Source organism: Pseudomonas sp. Sample_14 (genome assembly GCF_004307515.1).
GTDB lineage: Bacteria > Pseudomonadota > Gammaproteobacteria > Pseudomonadales > Pseudomonadaceae > Aquipseudomonas > Aquipseudomonas atacamensis.
The window spans coordinates 16633-39273 of record NZ_RCOC01000076.1 but is presented as its reverse complement, the minus strand read 5'-3'; the positions used below and the strand labels follow the sequence as shown (position 1 = coordinate 39273).

At 61.1% G+C, this 22641-nt stretch carries 23 protein-coding genes; 10 read left to right on the top strand and 13 right to left on the bottom strand.

What is annotated here, in order from left to right:
• The first annotated feature begins 315 nt into the window (after positions 1-315).
• Positions 316-1080 carry an SDR family oxidoreductase gene (locus D8U61_RS18305; protein WP_122748055.1) on the top strand — a complete coding sequence of 255 codons (765 nt, stop codon included), beginning with the start codon at positions 316-318 and terminating at the stop codon, positions 1078-1080.
• A gap of 176 nt (positions 1081-1256) precedes the next feature.
• Positions 1257-2162, top strand: coding sequence for a cation diffusion facilitator family transporter (locus D8U61_RS18300; protein WP_130927423.1), 906 nt, complete (start codon positions 1257-1259; stop codon positions 2160-2162).
• A 64-nt stretch (positions 2163-2226) separates the two neighbouring features.
• Here the strand turns inward: D8U61_RS18300 and D8U61_RS18295 are convergent, their stop codons facing one another.
• The 7 genes from D8U61_RS18295 to D8U61_RS18265 form a co-directional block, all read right to left on the bottom strand.
• Positions 2227-3360, bottom strand: coding sequence for an AGE family epimerase/isomerase (locus D8U61_RS18295; RefSeq protein ID WP_125926258.1), 1134 nt, complete (start codon positions 3358-3360; stop codon positions 2227-2229).
• A 179-nt stretch (positions 3361-3539) separates the two neighbouring features.
• Positions 3540-4112 (bottom strand): HupE/UreJ family protein, encoded by a 573-nt coding sequence (locus tag D8U61_RS18290; RefSeq protein WP_016771911.1) that lies wholly within the window; start codon positions 4110-4112, stop codon positions 3540-3542.
• A 27-nt stretch (positions 4113-4139) separates the two neighbouring features.
• A complete protein-coding gene (gene ureG, locus D8U61_RS18285; RefSeq protein ID WP_016771910.1) occupies positions 4140-4754 on the bottom strand; it encodes an urease accessory protein UreG in 615 nt (204 codons plus the stop codon).
• 23 nt (positions 4755-4777) lie between these two features.
• Positions 4778-5452, bottom strand: a complete 675-nt coding sequence (locus D8U61_RS18280; protein ID WP_125926257.1) for an urease accessory protein UreF — start codon at positions 5450-5452, stop codon at positions 4778-4780.
• Positions 5449-5949, bottom strand: coding sequence for an urease accessory protein UreE (ureE, locus tag D8U61_RS18275; protein ID WP_016771908.1), 501 nt, complete (start codon positions 5947-5949; stop codon positions 5449-5451). The genes D8U61_RS18280 and ureE overlap by 4 nt, the downstream gene beginning before the upstream one ends.
• 299 nt (positions 5950-6248) lie before the next feature.
• Positions 6249-6881, bottom strand: a complete 633-nt coding sequence (locus D8U61_RS18270) for a TetR family transcriptional regulator (protein WP_125926256.1) — start codon at positions 6879-6881, stop codon at positions 6249-6251.
• A gap of 154 nt (positions 6882-7035) precedes the next feature.
• Positions 7036-7458: a hypothetical protein gene (locus tag D8U61_RS18265; protein ID WP_016771905.1), complete on the bottom strand. Its 423-nt coding sequence runs from the start codon at positions 7456-7458 to the stop codon at positions 7036-7038.
• Between the two features lie 383 nt (positions 7459-7841).
• Here D8U61_RS18265 and D8U61_RS18260 point away from each other — a divergent pair, with 383 nt between their 5' ends.
• Positions 7842-9917, top strand: a complete 2076-nt coding sequence (locus D8U61_RS18260; protein WP_125926255.1) for an AsmA family protein — start codon at positions 7842-7844, stop codon at positions 9915-9917.
• Between the two features lie 119 nt (positions 9918-10036).
• On the opposite strand, the gene D8U61_RS18255 is transcribed toward D8U61_RS18260, so the two are convergent.
• Positions 10037-10567, bottom strand: coding sequence for a ferritin-like domain-containing protein (locus D8U61_RS18255; RefSeq protein WP_016771904.1), 531 nt, complete (start codon positions 10565-10567; stop codon positions 10037-10039).
• 254 nt (positions 10568-10821) lie between these two features.
• Here D8U61_RS18255 and D8U61_RS18250 point away from each other — a divergent pair, with 254 nt between their 5' ends.
• Positions 10822-11700 (top strand): triacylglycerol lipase, encoded by an 879-nt coding sequence (locus D8U61_RS18250; protein WP_125926254.1) that lies wholly within the window; start codon positions 10822-10824, stop codon positions 11698-11700.
• Positions 11701-11779: 79 nt separating this feature from the next.
• On the opposite strand, the gene D8U61_RS18245 is transcribed toward D8U61_RS18250, so the two are convergent.
• Positions 11780-12667, bottom strand: coding sequence for a DMT family transporter (locus D8U61_RS18245; protein ID WP_130927422.1), 888 nt, complete (start codon positions 12665-12667; stop codon positions 11780-11782).
• Positions 12668-12764: 97 nt separating this feature from the next.
• On the opposite strand from D8U61_RS18245, the gene D8U61_RS18240 reads away from it, so the two are divergent.
• The 3 genes from D8U61_RS18240 to D8U61_RS18225 all read left to right on the top strand — a co-directional run bounded on the left by D8U61_RS18240 (position 12765) and on the right by D8U61_RS18225 (position 15272).
• Positions 12765-13559: a helix-turn-helix transcriptional regulator gene (locus D8U61_RS18240; protein ID WP_130927421.1), complete on the top strand. Its 795-nt coding sequence runs from the start codon at positions 12765-12767 to the stop codon at positions 13557-13559.
• 63 nt (positions 13560-13622) lie between these two features.
• Positions 13623-13928, top strand: coding sequence for a PsiF family protein (locus D8U61_RS18235; RefSeq protein WP_016771900.1), 306 nt, complete (start codon positions 13623-13625; stop codon positions 13926-13928).
• 330 nt (positions 13929-14258) lie between these two features.
• Positions 14259-15272, top strand: a complete 1014-nt coding sequence (locus tag D8U61_RS18225; protein ID WP_016771899.1) for a membrane protein — start codon at positions 14259-14261, stop codon at positions 15270-15272.
• 178 nt (positions 15273-15450) lie between these two features.
• On the opposite strand, the gene D8U61_RS18220 is transcribed toward D8U61_RS18225, so the two are convergent.
• On the bottom strand, positions 15451-16725 hold the full coding sequence (locus D8U61_RS18220) for an Hsp70 family protein (RefSeq protein ID WP_016771898.1): 1275 nt from the start codon (positions 16723-16725) through the stop codon (positions 15451-15453).
• 291 nt (positions 16726-17016) lie between these two features.
• On the opposite strand from D8U61_RS18220, the gene D8U61_RS18215 reads away from it, so the two are divergent.
• The 3 genes from D8U61_RS18215 (at position 17017) to D8U61_RS18205 (ending at position 19913) form a co-directional block, all read left to right on the top strand.
• Positions 17017-17961 (top strand): DnaJ C-terminal domain-containing protein, encoded by a 945-nt coding sequence (locus D8U61_RS18215; protein WP_110603615.1) that lies wholly within the window; start codon positions 17017-17019, stop codon positions 17959-17961.
• Positions 17962-17984: 23 nt separating this feature from the next.
• Positions 17985-18290: a chaperone modulator CbpM gene (locus tag D8U61_RS18210; RefSeq protein WP_016771896.1), complete on the top strand. Its 306-nt coding sequence runs from the start codon at positions 17985-17987 to the stop codon at positions 18288-18290.
• A 207-nt stretch (positions 18291-18497) separates the two neighbouring features.
• Complete coding sequence (locus tag D8U61_RS18205) at positions 18498-19913, top strand: hypothetical protein (protein WP_241663635.1); 1416 nt, start codon at positions 18498-18500, stop codon at positions 19911-19913.
• A gap of 45 nt (positions 19914-19958) precedes the next feature.
• Here the strand turns inward: D8U61_RS18205 and ureC are convergent, their stop codons facing one another.
• The 3 genes from ureC to D8U61_RS18190 form a co-directional block, all read right to left on the bottom strand.
• Positions 19959-21659, bottom strand: a complete 1701-nt coding sequence (ureC, locus tag D8U61_RS18200; protein ID WP_024011399.1) for an urease subunit alpha — start codon at positions 21657-21659, stop codon at positions 19959-19961.
• A 139-nt stretch (positions 21660-21798) separates the two neighbouring features.
• Positions 21799-22104: an urease subunit beta gene (locus tag D8U61_RS18195; RefSeq protein WP_024011400.1), complete on the bottom strand. Its 306-nt coding sequence runs from the start codon at positions 22102-22104 to the stop codon at positions 21799-21801.
• Positions 22101-22637, bottom strand: coding sequence for a GNAT family N-acetyltransferase (locus tag D8U61_RS18190; RefSeq protein WP_024011401.1), 537 nt, complete (start codon positions 22635-22637; stop codon positions 22101-22103). Before D8U61_RS18190 ends, D8U61_RS18195 begins: the two co-directional genes overlap by 4 nt.
• Between the last annotated feature and the right edge of the window lie 4 nt (positions 22638-22641).

Here is a 22641-nt window from a genome sequence, read left to right as displayed (position 1 = left end):
GTTGCACCGTCCGTCGTGCAAAATGCCCTGTCCCGCACATCCCCCGCCTCACGGTCAAGCAAAAAACTTTCCATTTCGCCCGCAAAGCCTTGTGTGGCGCGGCTTTGCGCGTTTGCACTTGCCCCCGGAAACTGTGGAGCAGACTGTGGATAACATGCGTGCACATGGCTACAGGCCACGCTGGCTATGGCCTTGGCAGGTCTGGTTGATTTTTGTACAGCTGGCAAGTGTTGCCCGTATCCGCGAGGGCGGGCATGCTGCCTGCTGATTTTCTATTCCAAGGGCTGCCGTGGCGGCCGAAGCAAGGAGAACACGATGTCCGACACCCTGTTTATCACCGGCGCGACGTCCGGTTTTGGTGAAGCCTGTGCCCGGCGTTTTGCCGAGGCTGGCTGGAAGCTGGTCCTGACCGGCCGTCGTGAAGAACGCCTCAATGCCCTGTGCGCTGAACTGTCGAAGCAGACCGAAGTGCATGGTCTGGTCCTCGATGTGCGCGATCGCAAGGCGATGGAGGAGGCAATCGCCAACCTGCCGCCGTCGTTTGCCAAACTCCGTGGCTTGATCAACAACGCCGGCCTGGCGCTCGGCGTCGACCCGGCGCCGAAATGCGATCTGGATGACTGGGACACCATGGTCGACACCAACGTCAAAGGCCTGATGTACGCCACCCGCCTGCTGCTGCCTCGGCTGATCGCCCACGGCCGTGGTGCCGGTATCGTCAACCTCGGTTCCATCGCCGGCAACTATCCGTACCCGGGCAGCCACGTGTACGGCGCGACCAAAGCCTTCGTCAAACAGTTCTCGCTGAACCTGCGTTGTGACCTGCAGGGTACTGGCGTGCGGGTCAGCAACATCGAACCCGGCCTGTGCGAAAGCGAGTTCTCGCTGGTGCGTTTTGCCGGTGATCAGGAACGCTACAACGCCACTTACGCTGGCGCCGAGCCGATCCAGCCGCAGGACATCGCCGAGACGATTTTCTGGGTGATGAATACCCCGGCGCACATCAACATCAACAGCCTGGAGCTGATGCCGGTGAGCCAGACCTGGGCCGGGTTTGCCATCGAGCGTAACAAGGCTTGATACGGCGCTGAGCCATTCGCGAGCAGGCTCGCTCCCACAGGAGAATGCATTTCAAACTGTGGGAGCGAACCTGCTCGCGAAAAGGCCGGCACAGGCAAAACAGGACGATAAGCTAAACTCCGCACTCAACCAGCCCACTGCATTCGGCGGTGTGCAAGGTTTCATGAGGCGTTCAAGTGAGTAACCGAGGTGAGCAGGCACTGCTCAAACAATCGACGCTGCTGATGCTGGCGGTGTCGATTGCCGGGATCGTCACCGGTTTTGTTTCAGGTTCGCAATCCATCCTGTTCGATGGCTTTTTTTCGCTGATCGCGACATTCATCAAAATCCTGATGCTGATCACCGCCCGGCTGATCGCCAAGCAAAGCAATCAGCGTTTCCAGTTCGGCTTCTGGCATCTGGAACCGATGGTGTTGCTGATCGAGGGCAGCTTCCTGCTGCTGATCGCCATCTACGCCTTTCTCAACGGCGTGTTCGGCATCATCAATGGTGGTCGTGATATTGAGTTGGGTCTGGTGATCGTCTATGCGGCGGTGTTTACCGTCGTCGAGTTCGCCTACTTCTTTTACGTGCGCCGGCGTAATCGCACGCTCAAATCCAGCCTCATCCAGTTCGACAACATCAGTTGGCTGGTCGACGCGATGCTCTCGGTGGGGTTGTTGATCAGTTTCCTCGCCGCGCTGCTGCTCAAGTCCCAGGGCTATGGCGAGTGGGCGGTGTATGTCGACCCGCTGATCCTGATCGTGCTGGCGCTGACCATGCTGCCCCCGGCGTTGAAGATCCTCGCCCCGGCGTTGCGTGATGTGCTGGGTATTGCCCCGGACACTCTGGATGAGCAGGTCAGGCAGGTCATGGAGGTGGCGAAGGTCGAGCATGGTTTCGAGGATTACGTGTCCTACGTGCAAAAGCACGGTCGGGCGCGGTTCATCGAAATTCATGTGGTGTTGCCGGCGGAGTATCCGCTGCGCAATGTCGCGCAGCTGGACGCGCTACGTGAGCAGATATCGGCGCAGTTGGGTGAACCGGATGCGGCGAGGTGGCTGACGATCAGCTTCACCGGGGACAAGAAGTGGATTGCCTGATCTGACCCGGATGTCTGCTGAGAACACAGTAACCCTCTAGCCCCAAAATCCTGCTTTGCACAGGTCAACGCAGATATTCAGCCAAACCGTGATAGCAAGTCGCCAAATGATAAGGCGTAGTCGAAGGCATGTCCTTGCGGCTGACCTCCCCATTTTCATCCCGACACTCATGCCAGCCGCCGGCATGCAGAAACCGCTGCTGCAACGCCTGCAACTGGCGCAGTACTACCGCTTCGCTGTCCGCCCGCAAGGTCAGCGCGCGCAGGTATTCGGCCTGAGCCCAGATGCGCTGGGTCGAATCCCTCGGCCGTCCATTGCCATCCAGATCGAGCATCGCCCGCACCGCGCCGCAGGACTCCAGCACGCCGTACTGCTCGGTAAAGGCAAATGCCCGATCCAGCGCCCGATGCAGTTTCGAATCGCGCAACAACGCCGACGATTCGAGCAGGAAATACCATTCGAACTGGTGCCCCGGTTCGTACCAGTTATCCACAGCCCCCAGTGGCTTCTCCATCAATACGCCATATTGCGGATCGACGAATTGCTTGTGCATGGCTGTGCATAACTCAAGCAGGGCCTTCTGCGTCTGCGGGTCTTCGCGCACCGTCAGAGTGGCGAGGAAGGCTTCGGCCAAGTGCATCAGTGGATTTTGCAGTGGGCCGGTTTGCAGGGTGAGCCAATCACGCTCAAGGCAGGCTTCGTACAAACCGTCGCCGGTGGCGAATCGGCGGCCGATGATTTCCAGCGCGGCGTTGAGTGTCGATTCGGCCAGCGAATCCCGGGACTTGTCCCAATAATGCGCGCAGGCAAAGAGGATGAAGGCGTGGGTGTAGAGATCCTTGCGCTGGTCCAGCGGCTTGCCCTGTGCGTCGATGCTGTAAAACCAGCCGCCGTGCTCGGCATCATGGAAGTGCCGTTGCAGGGAACGGAACAGCGCGGCGGCGCGGACTTCGGCGTTATCCACAACCCCGATCAGGCTGGAGAACAGATACAGCTGCCGTGCGCAGGCCATCGCCCGATAGCGTTGCGCTGGCAACGGCTGGTGTGTAGCGTCCAGCGCCTCATAGGGCAACGCCATGTCGGCATTCCAGCCCGGGCCTTGCCACAGCGGCACGATCACGTCGAGGAAGTGCTGCTGCACTTGGCCAAACAGGGCGGTCAATTCGGGCAGGGCGGTGGAGCGGGAAGCGTGGGGCATGGGCGGGCGTCACGGGCTTGGGCGATTGCGCGACATGGTAGCAGAGAGCACCGCTTGAGAGAGGCGGTGTCTGTCAGGCCGTCTTCGCGAGCAGGCTCACTCCCACAGTGGATTTGCAGCGTACACAAAACCTGTGGGAGCGAGCCTGCTCGCGAAGAGGCCAGTGCAGGCGCTAAAAATCAGCCTGCCAACAACCAGACGCCAGTCGCCGCCGAAGCCGCACCCGCCAACCGCACCAGCGGCGCCGCTGCCTGCGGAAGAACTCGCACCACGCCATAACCGAGCGCATGCAAAACCGCTGTCGCCGCGACAAACCCGGCCGCATACGCCCACGGACTGCTCATGTCCGGCAACTCCAGCCCATGCGCCACGCCATGGAACAGCGCAAACAGCGCCGTCGCGGCCACCGCCATCACCAGTGGCGGACGTACCGCCAGTGCCACGGCCAGGCCCAGCGCCAATACCGAGGCGGCTATCCCGCTCTCCAGCGCCGGCAACTCCAGCCCTTCAAAACCGAGCAAACCTCCGAGCAACATGGTGCCGACAAAAGTGCACGGCAGCGCCCAGCGCGCCGCGCCTTGTTGCTGCGCCGCCCACAAACCGACGGCGAGCATTGCCAGCAAGTGGTCGAGCCCGCCGATCGGGTGGCTGATGCCCGCGACGAGGCCACTGTCGCCATGGCCCGGGTGAGCGAACGCCAGTGCCGGTGTCAGCAGCAACGCCAGAGCGCCAAGAATGCGTTTGAGTGTCATGGATAAGCTTCCTTGTGGATAAGTGGATCAGGCGGCGGTCAGCAGGCCCTGACGTTCGATGAAGGCGATGATTTCTTCGAGGCCCTGACCGGTTTTCTGGTTGCTGAACACGAACGGCTTGCCGTTGCGCATGCGTTTCGTGTCGCTGTCCATCATTTCCAGCGAGGCGCCCACCAGTGGCGCGAGGTCGATCTTGTTGATCACCAGCAGGTCGGACTTGCAGATCCCCGGGCCGCCCTTGCGCGGCAGCTTGTCGCCGGCGGAGACGTCGATCACGTAGATGGTCAGGTCGGACAGCTCCGGGCTGAAGGTCGCCGAGAGGTTGTCGCCGCCGGACTCCACCAGAATCAGATCCAGCCCGGGAAAACGACGGTTCAGTTGATCGACCGCTTCGAGGTTGATCGAGGCGTCTTCACGGATCGCCGTGTGCGGGCAGCCGCCGGTTTCCACGCCGATGATCCGCTCCGGCGCGAGGGCTTCGTTGCGCACCAGGAAATCGGCGTCTTCGCGGGTGTAGATGTCGTTGGTGACCACGGCGAGGTTGTAACGCTCGCGCAGGGCCAGGCACAGGGCCAGGGTCAGCGCGGTCTTGCCGGAACCGACCGGGCCGCCGATGCCGACGCGCAGAGGTTGTGTATCCATTTCATTCTCCAAAATAAACAGCCCTAAGAGCGGAAGAGACGGCTGTACTGGCGCTCGTGGGCCATGCACGCCAGGGACAGGCCAAACGCGGCGCTGCCGATATGTTCGGGATTTATGCGGGTTGCATCGTGCTGCGCCTGTTGCAGCAGCGGCAGCAGTTCGCTGGTCAGGCGCTGGGCGGCTTGCTGGCCCAACGGCAGGGTTTTCATCAACACGGCGAGCTGGTTTTCCAGCCAGCTCCACAGCCACGCGGCAAGAGCGTCCTGCGGGCTGATGCTCCAGGCGCGTGCTGCCAGCGCCCAGCACAAGGCCAGGTGCGGTTCTGTGGTCTGGTCAAGAAAGTCGCGGGCAGGCTCGTCGAGTTCCGGCAAGCCGTTCAACAACTGCTGCAAGGAGTAACCCATCTGCCGGCTCTCCAGATGCAACTCGCGGGTTTCGCGACTGGCGCGGTGGCTCTCGCAGAGTTGTCGTAGCTCGGCCCAGTTTTCATCTGCTGCGGCTTGGCAATGCGCCAACAGCAGCGGCGCTTCGAAGCGGGCGAGATTGAGCAGCAGTTGATCGCTGATCCAGCGGCGGGCGGCGTCAGGGTTGTGGACCCGGCCGTTATCCACCGCCATTTCCAGACCCTGGGAATAGCTGTAGCCGCCAATCGGCAATTGCGGACTGGCCAGACGCAGCAGCGCCCAGGCCGGATTCACAGGCGCACGCCGAACTGGTGAAGTTTTGGCGCGTAGTTGAAGTCTTCGTCACCGTGGCGGGAATGATGATGGCCGCCGCCGTAAGCGCCGTGTTCCGGCTGGAACGGCGCTTCGATAGCCTCGACCCGGGCGCCGAGCTGTTCGAGCATCGCTTTGAGCACGTAATCGTCGAGCAGGCGCAGCCAGCCATCGCCGACTTGCAGGGCGACATGGCGGTTGCCGAGGTGATAGGCCGCGCGCGTCAGTTCGAACGCATTGGCGCACGTGACGTGGAGCAGTTGTTCGGGACGGGCGCAGACGCGCACGACACGGCCGTCTTCGGCCTGCAGACATTCGCCGTCATACAGCGGTGGCTGGCCGCGCTCCAAAAACAACCCGACGTCTTCGCCTTCGGCACTGAAACAGCGCAAACGGCTTTTGCTGCGCGCTTCGAAGGTCAGGTGCAGCTCGGCGGCCCAGACGGGTTGAGGGTCGATTCTGCGATGAATCACCAGCATCGGAAAGCTTCCAGCAATGAACGTTGATTGGGCTAGAGCAAGCGCCGCGCCAATCGGGCGATCTGTAGGAAATAGCTGTCGGCGCGTGCCTGATCTTTCAACAGGCGCGGCGATTCTGGAAGGTTTTGGTGCATGAAGGATTTGTCATGCACCAAAGCGAGGCCATGACGGATGTTCAATGTGGGAGCGAGCCTGCTCGCGAATGCGCCGTGTCAGACAGATGTATTCAGCTGACCCAGCGCTTTCGCGAGCAGGCTCGCTCCCACGGGGGCTTTGCGCTGTGTCAGATAGACAAGGGATTACTCGGTACTGCCCAGCCCTTGCCAGTGCTTGAGGCCGATGAAGATGAAGCGCAGTTGCTGGGTGATCTTCGCCTGCGGGGTCAGGTGCTCCGGCAAGGCCTCGGCGGGTGGGTCGATGATGTCTGGGAGGGTGGCGAACACCGATTTGACGATCAGGTCGGCCATCACGCTGAGGCCGGCCAGATCCAGATGTTGCAGCTTGGGCATCAGCGCCAGGTCCGCCGCGAGGTCGGCGCTGATGTTCTCCCGCAGGCGTCCGATTGCCTGACGTACCGGCAGCGAGCCGCCGTATTGTTCGCGGGCGAGAAACAGGAATTGCGAGCGGTTGGCGTTGACCACATCAAGGAAGATGCGCACCGAAGCGTCGATGATGCCGCCCATGACGAATTCATTGTGGCGCACCAGGCGGATGGTCTCGCGGAAGGTCTGGCCGACTTCACTGACCAGCACCAGCCCCAACTCGTCCATATCGGCAAAGTGCCGGTAGAAACCGGTGGGCACGATGCCGGCGGTCTTGCTCACTTCGCGCAGGCTCAGGCTGCCGAATCCTCGGCCGCTTTCCATCAGGTGGCGGGCAGCCTCCATCAGGGCGTTGCGGGTCTGTTGTTTCTGTTCGGCGCGGGGCAGCATCGCAGGGTGTGTTCTTCGGCAGGACAAGCGCCGCACTCTAGCAAATAGGCTTTGTCGGCGTCGAACGGGGAGTCATGCAGCGAGGGATTCACAGAAGCTGAAAAGTCAAAAGCCCAATCCGCTGATTGGGCTTTTTCGCTGGGCCGTCATAGGCTCAGCTCACGGCGCTGTTGCGTTCGATCACACGGTCACCACCACCTTCGGCGAGGGCTTGACCTTGTGGAGTCTTGTCGTAGCCGTCTTCCACCAGACCTTTTTCTTCGAGACGATTGCGGCCGTTTTCGGCTACAGCCTGGCCTTGTGGCGTCTTGTCATAGCCATCTTCAACCAGACCTTTTTCTTGGAGGCGGTTGCGACCGTTTTCAGCCAGAGTCTGACCTTGTGGGGTTTTGTCATAGCCGTCTTCAGCCAGAGTCTGGCCTTGTGGGGTTTTGTCGTAGCCGTCTTCAGCGAGAGTCTGGCTGAACACCGAGTGGCTGTCTTTGACTTGCGGAGTGGCCTGATCGGCAGCGGGCAGGGCGAAAGCAGTGCTGGCTAGCATCGACAGGGTAAGGCTGAGCAGTAATTGGCGTTTCATGATAGTGGCTCCTTGGGAGGGCGATAAAGTGGGTACGAGGGCAATGCTACTCTCGATAAGTCGATATAAAAGTTCATAAACGCAATGGTAATAATCAACAGAATTGATTGTTCCGCGCGAAGGCTCTAGATCGGGCCTTTGCGGTCGACGGTTTTGCACCGTGGTGGGTATTTTCGACTCACTCGCGCCTCGTAAAAGTGCGGGTCCCGGTAACACTGCTCGACCGATCGGTCAGTTTTGCCGGGCTTTTTATGGCTTAAACTGCCTTTCAATTAAACCTGCGGGCCTTTCGCCAGTCACAGACTGCATAGGGGCCGCTTCGGTCTGCCGTTTCAGCTGTGCGTCGGGATGTCGGCGTGCGGTCGTGATCAGGAGCTTTGTGCATGACGCGCACTGGAAAAATCTTCAGCTGGACCTTCGCCATCCTCGCGCTGCTGCTGGCAGCCTTGATTCTGATCATCGTGTTTTTCGACTGGAACCGGATCAAACCCACGATCAACGCCAAAGTTTCGGAAGAACTGCACCGGGCGTTTGCCATCAATGGCAACCTCGCAGTGATCTGGCAGCGCGAGCCGGAAGAAGGCGGCTGGCGCTCTTGGGTGCCTTGGCCGAACGTGGTCGCCGAGGATCTGAGCCTGGGCAACCCGGACTGGTCGAAGCAGCCGCAGATGGTCACCCTGAAACGCGTCGAGCTGCGCATTTCGCCGCTGGCCCTGCTGGCTCAACGCGTGGTGATTCCGCGCATCGACCTGACCGAGCCGAATGCCGAGCTGCAACGTCTGGCCGATGGCCGCGCCAACTGGACGTTCAAATTCGATCCCAAGGACCCGAACGCCGAGCCTTCGAGCTGGGTGGTCGATATCGGCGCGATCGGTTTCGACAAGGGCCACGTGACCCTCGACGACCAGACCCTGAAGACCAACCTCGATGTGCTGATCGACCCGCTCGGCAAGCCGATTCCCTTCAGCGAGATTGTCGGCGAAAAAGCGGCGAAAACCGCTCAGGACAAGGGCGGCGCACCGCAGGACTATGCCTTTGCACTCAAGGTCAAAGGCCAATACCACGCGCAGAACCTCACCGGTCAGGGCAAGATCGGCGGGCTGCTGGCCTTGCAGGACGCCAGCAAGCCGTTCCCGTTGCAGGCCCAGGCGAAGATCGGCGACACCCGTATCGAACTGGCCGGCACCCTGACTGACCCGCTGAATCTCGGCGCCCTGGACCTGCGCTTGAAGCTCGCTGGCGACAGCCTCGGCAATCTTTACCCGCTGACCGGCGTGACCCTGCCGGACACCCCACCGTATTCCACCGACGGCCACCTGATCGCCAAGCTGCATGACGATGCCGGGTCGAAATTCACTTATGAAAAATTCAACGGCAAGATCGGCGACAGCGACATCCACGGCGACCTGACCTACGTGGCCAGTCAGCCACGGCCGAAACTCACGGGTGCGTTGCTCTCCAATCAACTGCTGTTCGCCGACCTTGCACCGTTGATCGGGGCTGATTCCAACACCGAGCAAAAGGCCCGTGGCGGCGCGAGCAAGCAGCCGGCAGATAAAGTCCTGCCGGTCGAAGAATTCAAAACCGATCGCTGGCGCGCCATGGACGCCGATGTCGAGTTCACCGGCAAGCGCATCGTCCATAGCGAGAAGCTGCCGTTCAACGACCTCTATACCCATCTGAAACTCAACGACGGCGAACTCAGCCTGGAACCGCTGCGCTTTGGCGTCGCCGGCGGCACCCTGGATGCGCTGATCCGCCTCAATGGCCGCACCGAGCCGTTGGAAGGCCGGGCGCGGTTGACCGCACGCAAATTCAAACTCAAAGAGCTGTTCCCGACCTTCGAGCCGATGAAAACCAGTTTCGGTGAGCTCAATGGCGACGCCGACATCAGTGGCCGGGGCAACTCCGTGGCCAAGCTGCTCGGTGGTGCCAACGGCAATCTGAAGATGCTGATCAACGACGGTGCAATCAGCCGTGAGTTGATGGAGCTGGCCGGGCTCAACGTCGGTAACTACGTGGTCGGCAAGATCTTTGGTGACAAGGAAGTGAAGATCAATTGCGCGGCGGCGGACTTCGACATCAAGACCGGCCTGGCCACGACACGGTTGTTTGTCTTCGATACCGAGAACGCAATCATCTACATCGATGGCACAGCGAACATGGCCACCGAGCAACTCGATCTGACCGTGACCCCTGAGTCCAAAGGCTGGCGTCTGATCTCCCTGCGCTCGCCGCTGTATGTGCGCGGCAAGTTCATCAAACCGGATGCCGGTGTCAAAGCCGTACCGTTGATGCTGCGCGGGGCGGGGATGGTTGCGCTGGGCGTGATAGCCGCACCGGCGGCGGGATTGCTGGCGCTGGTGGCGCCTAGCGGTGGCGAGCCGAATCAGTGCGCGCCGTTACTGGAGCAGATGAAGCAGGGCAAGGCGCCGGTGACCGTTAAACCCAGCAAGTAATGCGGCGTCTCTGAGGGCGCCTTCGCGAGCAGGCTCGCTCCCACATTCGAACGCATTCCTTCAATTGAAATACGTTCCAGTGTGGGAGCGAGCCTGCTCGCGAAAGCGGTGTGACGGGATTACAGATCGTTAAGGATATCCGCCATGTCGTCGGCGTGTTCTTCTTCCTGGGCGAGGATGTCTTCGAAGATGCGGCGGGTGGTCGGGTCTTTGTCACCGATGTACTGGATGATTTCGCGGTAGCTGTCGATGGCGATCCGCTCGGCCACCAGATCTTCGTAAACCATTTCCTTGAGCGTATTGCCGGCCACGTATTGCGCGTGGGACATCTTGCTCAGCAGGTCAGGGTTGAACTCAGGCTCGCCGCCCAGTTGCACGATGCGTTCGGCGAGGCGATCGGCGTGCTCGGCTTCCTGGTTGGCGTGCTCGAGGAATTCGTCGGCGGCGACGTTGGCTTTCAGGCCGTTGGCCATGAAGTAGTGGCGCTTGTAGCGCAAGGTGCACACCAGTTCGGTGGCCAGCGACTCATTGAGCAAACGCAGTATTTCCTCACGGTTGGCGTTGTAGCCCTCGGTGACCGCGCCGTTTTCCACGTGTTGCCGCGCGCGTTCGCGCAGGGTTTGAACATCAGACAAATGCACGTCACTCATTTCATTCTCCTGGAGGCTAATCCGATAGGCGCCACGTTCTGAAGACGCGGTCGCTACTCAGGGTGTGAGTCTTGAGCGAAGCGAAAAGTTTTATGCGATTTACGCCGGACTCGGTTCAGGAACTGCTGAGGACTGCGATGTCGGCAGGGTCAGAGCTGGAATAGGCTTATCGTTGAGTTGTCATCGTCGAGGTGGATGCTTGGCGAGCGTCTTGCACGTCTGGCCTCCACCCACCGCACACAAGGATGTACCCCATGTCGACACGTTATCCACTGGTGCTGGTGCCGGGCATGCTCGGCTTTGTCCGGCTGGTGCTTTATCCGTATTGGTTCGGCATCATCAAGGCCTTGCGCCGTGGTGGTGCGACGGTGGTCGCGGTGCAGGTTTCGCCACTCAATTCCACGGAAGTGCGCGGCGAGCAGTTGCTTACGCGGATCGAGGAAATTCTCCGCGAGACAGGGGCGCCGAAGGTCAATCTGTTCGGTCACAGCCAAGGCGCGTTGACCGCACGGTATGCGGCGGCGAAGCGCCCGGATCTGGTGGCCTCGGTGACTTCGGTCGCCGGGCCTAATCACGGCTCCGAACTGGCGGATTATCTGGAAAAGCACTATCCCGCCAACAGCGCCAAGGGGCGCTTGCTCGAAGCGTTGCTGCGCCTGATCGGCTGGATCATGGCACTGCTCGACACGGGTTATCACGGGCCGAAACTGCCGGTGGATATCCACGCTTCTCACCAATCGCTGACGACGGCGGGCGTTGCAATATTCAATCAGCGTTATCCACAAGGGCTACCGGAGGTCTGGGGAGGGCAGGGGCCGGAAGAGGTCAACGGTGTGCGCTATTACTCCTGGTCAGGGACGCTGCAACCGGGCAAGACCGATCGTGGCGGCAATCTTCTTGACGGCACCAACCGCAGTTGTCGCTTGTTTGCCAGGACCTTCGTTCGCGAGCCGGGGCAGTGCGATGGCATGGTCGGCCGTTACAGCTCGCATCTGGGCACGGTGATCGGTGATGACTATCCGCTGGATCATTTCGACATCGTCAATCAGTCGCTGGGACTGGTGGGCAAAGGCGCAGATCCGGTAAGGCTGTTTGTCGAGCATGCGGCGCGGCTGGAGGCTGCAGGGTTATAGCCAAACAGACCGCGTCATCGTTCTTCGCGAGCAGGCTCGCTCCCACAGGTGTCTGCATTTCAACGTGGGAGGGGCCTTATCAGGCAACGCCGACCCGCCGGCCCAACACCGTGGTCCAGCGCTCAGACAAAACCACCCCGCTCAAGGTCAGCAACCCGCCCACCAGGTGATACATCGCCAACTGTTCCTTCAACACCACTGCTGCAATCAACGCGGTAATCAATGGCAGCAGATTGAAGAACAACGTCGTTCGGCTCGGTCCCAGCCGCTGCACTGCCTGCATCCACGCCAGCGGCGCGACCATCGAGGCCAGCAGGCATGCATACAGCACCAGCGGTACGTTCTGCAGGTTCAGCCCGGTCTTCGGCGACATCGCGAACAGCGGAAACAACACCACAATCGCCACCAGCACCTGCAAGTACAGCAGCACCAATGGCGGCAGGCGCAGTTGCCACTTTTTCAGCAGCGTGCTGTAAACCGCATAGGCCAGCGTTGCGATCAGCATCATCGCATCGCCCAGATTGACCCCGTGTTGCAGCAGCGCTCCGAGGCTGCCGGATGACACCACCACCAGCACGCCAGCGAACGACAGCACCGCACCGACCAGCGCACCAGCCGTCAGGCGCTGGCCGAGGCTGATGATCGCCATGGCCAGCGACATCAATGGCATCAACGACAGGATGATGCCCATGTTGGTCGCGGTGGTCAGTGTTGCGGCGAAATAGGCGAGGCTCTGATACACCGCCATGCCGAGTACGCCGAGGATGAAAATCCGCCCCAGGTTCGGCCGAATCTGCGGCCAGTGGGCGATGACTTTCTTCAGCATGAATGGCGTGAACAGCACGCCGGCGAGCAGCCAGCGATAGAAACCGATCTCGGCGGGAAAGATCGCCCCGACCGCCAGTTTGTTGATCACGGTGTTGCCGGCCCAGATGAAAATCGCCAGCAGGGGAAACGCGTATTGCATGGGACAAAAACCAGAACGTTGATGAAGCGCGATTATCGCCTGTCTGGATGCAGGCCTATACTGCGAACCGGACAACCTGCCTCTGCATCCGGACAGCATGAACAGCAAACACATCGATCTGCTCGATTTCAGCGAATTGCCGTCAGCGGTGTATTTCCGCTACGCCGATTTCAATGCCCACGAATATGCCGCGCCGCATCGCCATCCTTGGGGCACGCTGGAATACGCGGCCCATGGCGTGTTGCACATGGATGTCGACGGCAGCCGCTTCATGTCGCCGCCGCAGTACGCGGTGTGGGTGCCGCCCGAGGTCGAGCACAGTTTCTATAGTCATCAGCCGGTCAACTATCGCGCGGTGTGTCTTGATCCAAGTGTTTGCACACGGTTGCCGGCGCGCGCCTGCACCTTGGCGATCAGTGACATTCTCAAGGCGATTCTCAAGGACTTCGCCGCCCGCGATGTGAAGATTCCGGAGCATGAGGCCGATCAGCGTCTGGCCCAGGTATTGGTCGATCAACTGCAACAGGCACCGGTGCAGGAATGTTACCTGCCATATGCGAGCAGCCCGGGCTTACTGACGATTCTCGACGCCTTGCAGGCTGCGCCGGGCGACAACCAACCGTTGGCGTATTGGGCCGCGCAAGTGCATGTCAGCGAGCGCACTCTGGCGCGGCAGTTTGTCCGCGAGCTGGGCATGAGCTTTGGCGAGTGGCGTCAGCGCTTGCGTTATCTGGCGGCGATCGAGGCGCTGGAAACCTCGCGTTCGGTGCAGGAAATCGCTTTCGACCTCGGCTACAGCAGCGGCTCGGCGTTCATCGCCATGTTCGCCCGCCAGGCCGGTTGCACGCCGGAGCAGTATCGGCGCAGCCACCTCGAGAGCAGGAAGGTGTAACAAGCTTTGACTACACTGCGACAGAGGCCGCATCCATCGGTGCGGCAACAAGGAGAAAACTCCATGAAGATGTTGCGTGTGCCGTTGTTGATGATCGGGCTGCTTGTGTGTTCCCAGGGTTTCGCCGCCACGGCGCAACAGAACAAGATGACCACCTGCAATGCCGATGCGACCGCCAAGAGCTTGAAGGGCGACGAGCGCAAGGCGTTCATGAGCACCTGCCTGAAAGCGGCGCCAGCGGCCAACGATGGCAAGGAGCTGACCCCGCAGCAGCAGAAAATGACCACCTGCAATGCCGATGCGAAAACCAAAGCGCTGACCGGTGATGCGCGCAAGGCGTTCATGAGTGAGTGTCTGAAGAAAAAATAAGGGGGCGCCATGGTGTCCGATTGACTCGGTCGGCTTGAGATTTTCCCTCACCCTAACCCTCTCCCGGAGGGAGAGGGGACCGACCGCATAGATGCCGACAGGAACTGGGGTCTGAAATACCGGGTCGATTGCGGATTCGGCACTGCACGTTCAGGTCGGAAAATTTTTCGAGCAACCCCCAATCGGTCCCCTCTCCCTCTGGGAGAGGGCTAGGGTGAGGGGGAAATTCGCAAGCCTTGCACGAAAATCCGAAACCCCGCATATCCCTAGTGCTAACCCCGGATCGCTGGCAGACTGCCCATCCTTTCACGCCGTTCGTTTTGAGGCTGTATGCCAACGTTTTCTCAGCGTCATGTTGTGTTCTGGGTCAGTTGCATCATCATTTTTGGCGGTTTGCTGCTGGTGCTGCCGCTGCGCCTGTTGCCGAGCCTGCTGGCCGGGTTGCTGGTGTTCGAGCTGGTGAACATGCTCACCCCGCAACTGCAACGGCTGATCGAAGGGCGGCGTGCGCGCTGGTTGGCGGTGGCGCTGCTCGGCACGCTGGTAGTAAGTGCGCTGGCGCTGATCTTCGCCGGCGCCATCAGTTTCCTCCTGCATGAAGCGGAAAACCCCGGCGCCTCGCTCGATAAATTCATGGGCGTGGTCGATCGCGCGCGCGGACAGTTGCCGCCGTTCATCGACGCTTACCTGCCGGCCAGCGCGGCGGAATTTCGCGTGGCGATCGGCGAGTGGGCGAGCAAGCATCTGGCCGACCTGCAACTGGTCGGCAAGGACGCTGCGCACATGTTCGTCACCCTGCTGATCGGCATGGTGCTCGGCGCGATCATCGCCCTGCAGCGCATCCCCGACGTGACCAAGCGCAAGCCGTTGGCCGCCGCTTTGTTCGACCGTTTGCATCTGCTGGTGCAGGCGTTTCGCAATATTGTCTTCGCGCAGATCAAGATTTCCCTGCTCAACACCGTGTTCACCGGGATCTTCCTCGCTGTGATCCTGCCGATGTTCGGCATCAAGCTGCCGCTGACCAAAACCCTGATCGTGCTGACCTTCCTGCTCGGCCTGCTGCCGGTGATCGGCAACCTGATGTCGAATACGCTGATCACCATCGTCGGCCTGTCGCTGTCGATCTGGGTGGCGATCGCCGCGCTGGGCTACCTGATCGTTATCCACAAGCTCGAATACTTTCTCAACGCGCGCATCGTTGGTGGGCAGATCAGTGCCAAGTCGTGGGAGTTGCTTCTGGCGATGCTGGTGTTCGAAGCCGCGTTCGGTTTGCCGGGGGTGGTGGCGGGGCCGATTTATTACGCGTATCTGAAGAGTGAGTTGAAGCTGGGCGGGATGGTCTAAGGCCTGGCAACTGAATTGAATGCATCTGTGGCGAGGGGATTTATCCCCGTTGGCCTGCGCAGCAGGCCCCTGCTTTCAAGCTCAGGAGCGGGGCCGCTTCGCGGCCCAACGGGGATAAATCCCCTCGCCACAGGATAAATCCCCTCGCCACAAAGGCTCTTCGCCACAGAGATTGTGATCAGGCCATCGAACCGTAACGCTTCATCGCTTCAATCGCCAAACCGCTACCAATGCTGCCAAAGATGTTGCCTTCGACATGCCGGGCGTTCGGCAGCATTGCCGAGACGCTGTTGCGCAGGGCCGGGATGCCGCTGGAGCCCCCAGTGAAGAACACCGTGTCGACCTGATCGACCGCCACGCCAGCGTCATTCAACAACTGCGTAACGCTGCCACGCACACGCTCCAGCAAGGCCTCGATCGCCGATTCGAACAACGCGCGGCTCAGCTCGACGCTCAGCCCGGCTTCGATGCGGTCCAGCGGCACATGGCGGCTGTCGGCGTGGGTCAGCTGGATCTTGGTTTCTTCCACTTCCATCGCCAGCCAGTGCCCGGCGCGCTGTTCGATCAGCTTGAACAGGCGATCGATACCGCCGGTGTCTTCGATGTCGTAGCGCATGCTGCCCAGCGCCAGCGTGGATTTCTGCGAGTACACCGAATTGATCGTGTGCCAGGTCGCCAGGTTCATGTGGTGGCTGGTCGGCATGTAGGCGCCGCTCTTCATGCGGCTGCCGTAGCCAAACAGCGGCATCAGGCCTTGCAGGCTCAGCTGTTTGTCGAAGTCGGTCCCGCCGATGTGCACGCCGCCGGTGGCGAGGATGTCATCGTGACGGTTGTCGAGACCACGACGCTCGGGCGACAGGCGCACCAGCGAGAAGTCGGAGGTACCACCGCCGATGTCGACGATCAGCACCAGCTCTTCTTTCTCGATGGTCGACTCGTAGTCGAACGCTGCCGCGATCGGTTCGTACTGGAACGACACATCTTTGAAACCGATTTTGCGCGCCACTTCGACCAGGGTGTCTTCGGCTTCCTGGTCAGCCAGCGGATCGTCATCGACGAAGAACACCGGACGACCCAGCACCACTTGCTCGAATTCCCGACCAGCGGCGGTTTCGGCGCGGCTCTTGAGCTGGCCGATGAACAGCCCGAGCAGGTCCTTGAACGGCATCGCCGTGCCGAGGACGCTGGTGTCGTGCTTGATCAGCTTGGAGCCGAGCAGGCTTTTCAACGAGCGCATCAGCCGGCCTTCGTAACCTTCCAGATACTCGTGCAGGGCCAGGCGACCGTAGACCGGGCGACGTTCCTCGATGTTGAAGAAGACCACCGACGGCAGGGTGATCTTGTCGTCTTCCAGCGCGATCATGGTGTCCATGCCGGGGCGCAGCCAGCCGACGGTGGAGTTGGACGTGCCGAAGTCGATGCCGCAGGCACGGGCTGGAGAGGCGTCTTTCATGTCTTTCGGTTTCCGGTCAAAAAAACGGCCGCGCAGTGTATGCCAGTGCGCGGCAGATTCGAAGGCCGGTCATCCGCTATTTCGCCGGCAGCCAGCTTGAAAAGCGCCGCTTCGCCCCAAACTTGCTGGCATGGGCCGGCAGACACACCGGCGGTCGCAAGAACCGTCGTCCACTGCCGATAAACTTCTGCGGCGCCACCCGGTCACAAACTTGAGATCGGTCAACCCGGCACGTGCCAATCGGCGCATGCTGGTCTCGGCGCGAAATCGATAACGGATGGTGATCCTTCCATGGACTTCAAAGACTATTACAAGATACTCGGCGTGGAGCCGACAGCCGACGACAAGGCCATCAAGGCGGCCTATCGCAAGCTGGCGCGCAAATACCACCCCGATGTCAGCAAGGAAAAAGACGCCGAGGCCAAGTTCAAGGACGCCTCGGAAGCCTATGAAGCGCTGAAAAGCGCCGACAAACGCGCCGAATACGACGAACTGCGCCGTTATGGCCAGCACGGTCAGCCGTTTCAGGGCCCGCCGGGCTGGCAGAGCCGTGGCGGCTTCGGCGGTGGCGGTGGCGACACGGGCGACTTCTCGGACTTCTTCAGTTCGATCTTCGGCAATCGCGGCCCCGGTTTCGGTGGCGCCGAGAGCCGCCAATCACGCGGACGCCGAGGGCAAGACGTGGAAATGGAACTGCCGGTCTTCCTCGAAGAAACCCTGTCGAACGAATCGAAGAAAGTCACCTTTCAGGTGCCGCAATACAATGCGCACGGCCAGCATGTCAGCAACACCAGCAAGAGCCTGAACGTGAAGATTCCGGCCGGCGTTACCGACGGCGAGCGGATTCGCCTGAAGGGCCAGGGCGCACCGGGTATCGGTGGCGGGGCGAATGGCGACCTGTACCTGACCATCCGGTTTGCGCCGCACCCGAAATTCGATGTCGAAGGCGAAAACCTGATCATCACCTTGCCCCTGGCTCCGTGGGAATTGGCATTGGGCACTGAAGTGGCCGTGCCGACCCTGACCGGCAAGATCAACCTCAAGGTCCCGGCCGGCAGCCAGAACGGCCAGCGCATGCGCGCCAAGGGCCATGGCCTGCTGAACAAGGCCGGCGAACGCGGTTATCTGTTCGTGCAGCTCAAGGCCGTGATGCCGAAAGCCTCCGACGAGGAGGTCAAGGCGCTGTGGCAGGAACTGGCGAAGAAAGCCGCGTTCAATCCGCGAGAGAACTTCTGAACCCGACGACGGAGTAGCCCATCATGAGCAGCCCCCTGATCGTTCAACTGGACCTGGCAGAATTCTGTGAGGCGGCCGATTTGTCGGACGTCTACGTGATCGAAATCGTCGAGCACGGCATCCTCGAACCTCAGGGCGCGCAGCCCCGGGAATGGCGCTTCACCGACTACGAATTGGCCTTGGCCAAGCGCGCGGCGAAGCTGCGCCGTGATCTGGAACTGGAGTGGGAAGGCGTGGCGCTGGCGCTGGATCTGCTGGATGAGGTGAAGCAGTTGCGCGCCGAGAACCGCATGTTGCGTCAACGGTTGGGGCGGCTGGTGGTCGAATAAGTTGTTTGAGGCGATGAGGTCTGTTTCGGCCTCATCGCGAGTCGGCCCGCTTGTGCCGGGTTAGTGTTTGCGAGTGTTTCACCCGGTATGAACCGGCTGGATGGTCTGATAGTTTCCCGGGCACATGTTGGCAATGGATGCCGACGGTCGTAGCGCCAGCCAGCCAGACTGGCCAGCGCTGCGCAATCTTTGCAAGGAAGCCTGTCAATGCCAGTCAGACCCAAGCCGCCCAAGCCGGGCGCAGTCGATATCACCACCCCTGGACGCACATCCCGGGATTCCGCCACGCACGGTATCGAGTCGCCGCACCTGACCCCCGGTCCGTTCATTCGCAAGACCCCGCCCGATACCAGCGAACCCGGCAGTAGCACGCAGCAAATAGAAATTGCAGCTATGCCGCACAGCGTGCAAGTCCATCCGACGCCGTCTACCTCGGGTTCCGTCCCAACGGTCGCAGCCTCCGCGCTGGAGCGTTACCTGATCGCCTCGACAGCCCCTCTACCGCAAGCGGACGTTGACGGGTTTCGCCTATTCAAGGGGCGCCAATACGTGGACTTGCAGGGCGGCGGTACGGTGCTGATCGGCGTCGATGCCGAGACCGGTCTGCATCGGGCCCGGCTGTCCAGCGAGCTGCAGCCGTCCGGTCCAGTGCTTGCCTACGATCCGTTGAACAAGCACTGGTACTCGCTGGAGGATTTCAGCGCATCGCCGGACGCCGCCGTTGTACCGGCTAAAAGCCGCAGGGCGGCGCGGCAGAGTGATGAAGACTATGAGTCAGCCCTTGAAGAGCTGCCCGACGATGTCGATGCGGCAGATGAACATTTCTATCTGGCGTCCGAGTCGATGCCCTTCAAACCTTTCACTGCTGACGAGTTGAGTGCAATGCGCAGCGAAACGCGTTTTTCGTTTCTCAGCAATCGGCACGGGGTCTACGACCGGGCCAATAACGGCAAATATCCATTCCGGGACATCGCCGGCACGCCTATCCGCATAAAGAAGCTCCAGACCCTCGTGCGTTTCGAAGACGGCGGCCGATACACCTCCGAGCAGATCAAACCGTACATCAAGTTTGGCGCCTACGAGCATGTCGCGCGGCTGTATGAAGAAAAGCTGCAATGGCGACTGTTCACCGAGGCCGACATGCGTGCGCCCGGTGAGCGGGCCCTGGTCGGCCAGTCCATGGTGGTTGCCAACCGGCGCATCAGCCGAGGCGAGGTGGTCGGCGTCTATGCTGGCGCCATCATGCCAGGACGTCTTGTGCCGCTCCCCCAGCAGTCATACACCATGAAGGTCGGCGTGCGTTACCAGCCAGGACCTGGATATCTGATCCCCGTCCAGCTGGCGATGGTCGGTGACACGATCATCTCCAGGATCAATACGCATTTCTGGTACAACGCAACGGGCAAGCCGGTTCGCCAGGCCACGGATGGTTATAACGTCGAATTCGTGCCATTCGATGTTGAGGCGCAACAGTTGATAGGCAAGGAACTGGTCACCCGCGACTTCATTCTCAACGCCATCTTCGCTACCGAAGATATTCCGGCAGGAACCGAGTTACGCATCAATTACAACTACAGCGATGCGGACATCGCGAAGTTGTTTCCGTGGTCGCCTGAGCGATAGCTGCTGAATACGAACCAGCGAGTCCGTATTCAGCGCGCCCCCTGATCAAAACAGAAAATAGCGCTGCGCCATCGGCAGCGTTTCCGCCGGTTCGCACCAGAGCAACACGCCATCGGCCTTGACCTGATAGGTCTGCGGATCGACATCGATGTTCGGCAGATAGTCGTTGTGGATGAGGTCGGTTTTCTGCACGTCGCGGCAGCCCTTCACCACAGCGATCTGCTTTTTCAACCCCAGAGCCTCCGGCAATCCGGCCTCCTGCGCCGCCTGGCTGATAAAGGTCAGGCTGGTGGCGTGCAGCGAGCCACCGTAGCTGGCGAACATCGGGCGGTAATGTACCGGTTGCGGCGTGGGAATCGAGGCGTTGGCGTCGCCCATCAGGCTTGCGGCAATCGCGCCGCCCTTGAGAATCAGCGTCGGCTTCACACCAAAGAACGCTGGACGCCAGAGCACCAGATCGGCCCACTTGCCGACTTCGATCGAGCCGACTTCATGGCTGATGCCGTGGGTAATCGCCGGGTTGATGGTGTACTTGGCGATGTAACGCTTGGCGCGGAAGTTGTCGTTGCCCTCGCCGTCCTGGGGCAGTGGGCCGCGCTGTTTTTTCATCTTGTCTGCGGTCTGCCAGGTGCGTGTGATGACTTCACCGACGCGGCCCATGGCCTGACTGTCGGAGCTGATCATCGAGAACGCGCCGAGGTCGTGGAGGATGTCTTCAGCGGCAATGGTTTCGCGGCGGATACGGCTTTCGGCGAAGGCGACGTCTTCGGCGATGCTCGGGTCGAGGTGGTGGCAGACCATGAGCATGTCGAGGTGTTCGTCGATGGTGTTGCGGGTGAACGGCCGGGTCGGGTTGGTCGAGCTCGGTAGCACGTTGGGGAAACCGCAGGCCTTGATGATGTCCGGCGCGTGGCCGCCACCGGCACCTTCGGTGTGATAGGTGTGGATGGTGCGGCCCTTGAATGCGCCAAGGGTGGTTTCGACGAAACCCGATTCGTTGAGGGTGTCGGTGTGGATCGCCACCTGCACGTCGTACTGGTCGGCGACGTTGAGGCAGTTGTCGATGCTCGCCGGGGTGGTGCCCCAGTCCTCGTGCAGTTTGAGGCCGATGGCGCCGGCCTTGACCTGTTCGATCAACGGCTCCGGCAGGCTGGCGTTGCCTTTGCCGGTGAGGCCGATGTTCATCGGGAAGGCATCGGCGGCCTGGAGCATGCGCGCCAGATGCCACGGGCCGGAGGTGCAGGTGGTGGCGTTGGTGCCGGTGGCCGGCCCGGTGCCGCCGCCGATCATGGTGGTGACGCCGCTCATCAACGCTTCTTCGATCTGCTGCGGGCAGATGAAGTGGATATGCGTGTCGATGCCGCCAGCGGTGAGGATCATGCCTTCGCCGGCAATCACTTCGGTGCCGGCGCCGATGGCGATGGTCACGTTGGGCTGCACATCGGGGTTGCCGGCCTTGCCGATCGCGGCGATGCGCCCGTCCTTGAGGCCGACGTCGGCCTTGACGATGCCCCAGTGGTCGATGATCAGCGCGTTGGTGATCAGCGTGTCGACCACTTCGGCGGCGAGCAACTGACTCTGGCCCTGGCCGTCGCGGATGACTTTGCCGCCACCGAACTTCACTTCCTCGCCGTAGGTGGTGAAGTCCTTTTCGACTTCGATCCACAGCTCGGTATCGGCCAGGCGCACCTTGTCGCCGACGGTGGGGCCGAACATGTCGGCGTAGGCTTGTCTGGAGATTTTCATGGGCATGCCTTGAGATTCAATTGGGTCTGAAATCGCTCGCATTACTCGCTTTCGCGAGCAGGCTCGCTCCCACATTTGATCGCGTTCTCATGTGGGAGCGAGCCTGCTCGCGAAGGGGCCAGAGCGGGCACCGTGTTGTTTAGAGATCACCCATGATGCGGCCGGCAAAGCCGAACACCCGGCGATGCCCGGCGTAATCGACCAGCTCGACTTCACGGCTTTGCCCCGGCTCGAAGCGCACGGCGGTGCCGGCGGGGATGTTCAGGCGCATGCCGCGACTGGCGGCACGGTCGAAGGTCAGCGCGTCGTTGGTTTCGAAAAAGTGAAAGTGCGAACCGACCTGGATCGGCCGGTCGCCGCTGTTGGCGACTTTCAGGCTCACGGTGCGGCGGCCGACATTGAGTTCGATGTCGCCGGGCTGGATCTGGTATTGGCCAGGAATCATCGCTGGGCTCCTTGCAGGACTTTGTAATAGAGAGCGGTCGGGCGATAGGTGCCGTTGGGGTCGCAGGCGTAATCGGGTATTTCGCCGGCGCGCACATAGCCCAGCGCCTTGTAGAAATCTTCTGCCGGCGAGCCGGCCTCGGTGTCGAGATAGAGCATGCCGCGCTTGTGCTTGGGCGCTTCGAGTTCCAGCGCCTGCATCAGTTGCTGGCCGAGGCCACGGCGCCGCGCGTGTTCGCGCACCAGCAGTTTCTGCACTTCGGCGCGGTTCAGACCATTGGCCTTCTGGCACAGGCCCAGTTGCACGCTGGCCAGCACCTGCTCGTCCTTCACCACCACCCAGAGCAGCGTGCTGCCCTTGTTGATGTTGTCCTGCACCTCATCGAAATACGCGCGCGCCTGCGCGGCATCGAGGTCGGCCATGAAGCCGACGCTGGCGCCGTAACCGACGGCGTCGAGCAGCAGATCGACCAGGCCCTGGCGATAGTGGGCAAAGCTCTCAGCGTTGACGCGGCGCAACTGGGCGGCGTTCATCGAC

Excerpts from the sequence above, each read along its gene's own strand:
- D8U61_RS18305 (WP_122748055.1), top strand. The coding sequence starts at position 316 with ATGTCCGACACCCTGTTTATCACCGGCGCGACGTCCGGTTTTGGTGAA.
- D8U61_RS18295 (WP_125926258.1), bottom strand. The coding sequence starts at position 3,360 with ATGCCCCACGCTTCCCGCTCCACCGCCCTGCCCGAATTGACCGCCCTG.
- D8U61_RS18290 (WP_016771911.1), bottom strand. The coding sequence starts at position 4,112 with ATGACACTCAAACGCATTCTTGGCGCTCTGGCGTTGCTGCTGACACCG.
- ureG (WP_016771910.1), bottom strand. The coding sequence starts at position 4,754 with ATGGATACACAACCTCTGCGCGTCGGCATCGGCGGCCCGGTCGGTTCC.
- ureE (WP_016771908.1), bottom strand. The coding sequence starts at position 5,949 with ATGCTGGTGATTCATCGCAGAATCGACCCTCAACCCGTCTGGGCCGCC.
- D8U61_RS18270 (WP_125926256.1), bottom strand. The coding sequence starts at position 6,881 with ATGCTGCCCCGCGCCGAACAGAAACAACAGACCCGCAACGCCCTGATG.
- D8U61_RS18265 (WP_016771905.1), bottom strand. The coding sequence starts at position 7,458 with ATGAAACGCCAATTACTGCTCAGCCTTACCCTGTCGATGCTAGCCAGC.
- D8U61_RS18260 (WP_125926255.1), top strand. The coding sequence starts at position 7,842 with ATGACGCGCACTGGAAAAATCTTCAGCTGGACCTTCGCCATCCTCGCG.
- D8U61_RS18255 (WP_016771904.1), bottom strand. The coding sequence starts at position 10,567 with ATGAGTGACGTGCATTTGTCTGATGTTCAAACCCTGCGCGAACGCGCG.
- D8U61_RS18250 (WP_125926254.1), top strand. The coding sequence starts at position 10,822 with ATGTCGACACGTTATCCACTGGTGCTGGTGCCGGGCATGCTCGGCTTT.
- D8U61_RS18245 (WP_130927422.1), bottom strand. The coding sequence starts at position 12,667 with ATGCAATACGCGTTTCCCCTGCTGGCGATTTTCATCTGGGCCGGCAAC.
- D8U61_RS18240 (WP_130927421.1), top strand. The coding sequence starts at position 12,765 with ATGAACAGCAAACACATCGATCTGCTCGATTTCAGCGAATTGCCGTCA.
- D8U61_RS18235 (WP_016771900.1), top strand. The coding sequence starts at position 13,623 with ATGAAGATGTTGCGTGTGCCGTTGTTGATGATCGGGCTGCTTGTGTGT.
- D8U61_RS18225 (WP_016771899.1), top strand. The coding sequence starts at position 14,259 with ATGCCAACGTTTTCTCAGCGTCATGTTGTGTTCTGGGTCAGTTGCATC.
- D8U61_RS18220 (WP_016771898.1), bottom strand. The coding sequence starts at position 16,725 with ATGAAAGACGCCTCTCCAGCCCGTGCCTGCGGCATCGACTTCGGCACG.
- D8U61_RS18215 (WP_110603615.1), top strand. The coding sequence starts at position 17,017 with ATGGACTTCAAAGACTATTACAAGATACTCGGCGTGGAGCCGACAGCC.
- D8U61_RS18210 (WP_016771896.1), top strand. The coding sequence starts at position 17,985 with ATGAGCAGCCCCCTGATCGTTCAACTGGACCTGGCAGAATTCTGTGAG.
- D8U61_RS18205 (WP_241663635.1), top strand. The coding sequence starts at position 18,498 with ATGCCAGTCAGACCCAAGCCGCCCAAGCCGGGCGCAGTCGATATCACC.
- ureC (WP_024011399.1), bottom strand. The coding sequence starts at position 21,659 with ATGAAAATCTCCAGACAAGCCTACGCCGACATGTTCGGCCCCACCGTC.
- D8U61_RS18195 (WP_024011400.1), bottom strand. The coding sequence starts at position 22,104 with ATGATTCCTGGCCAATACCAGATCCAGCCCGGCGACATCGAACTCAAT.
- D8U61_RS18190 (WP_024011401.1), bottom strand. The coding sequence starts at position 22,637 with ATGAACGCCGCCCAGTTGCGCCGCGTCAACGCTGAGAGCTTTGCCCAC.